This is a genomic window from Staphylococcus sp. EG-SA-2 (genome assembly GCF_017152085.1).
The window spans coordinates 1-245 of sequence record NZ_JACYHC010000383.1 but is presented as its reverse complement, the minus strand read 5'-3'; the positions used below and the strand labels follow the sequence as shown (position 1 = coordinate 245).

Below are 245 nucleotides of genomic sequence, written 5' to 3'. Positions count from 1 at the left end.
TTGATGAGATTTGTCTTTGATATTGATGGTACGCTTTGTTTTGACGGCCGATTAATTGACCAGACTATTATTGATACATTGTTACAATTACAACATGATGGTCATGAACTTATATTTGCATCAGCACACATTAATTGGCGCAAATGGTGCTATGATTTCACAGCAATCAAAGATTTCTGTTATCAAACCAATTCATACAGATACATATCACCATATCTTAAAAATAATTCAAAAGTATGAGTTAG

1 pseudogene is annotated in these 245 nt (G+C 31.8%); it reads left to right on the top strand.

Annotated features, from left to right (window positions below):
* Positions 1-3: 3 nt before the first annotated feature.
* A pseudogene (locus IDG60_RS03595) lies at positions 4-245 on the top strand (HAD hydrolase family protein); the annotation flags it as partial.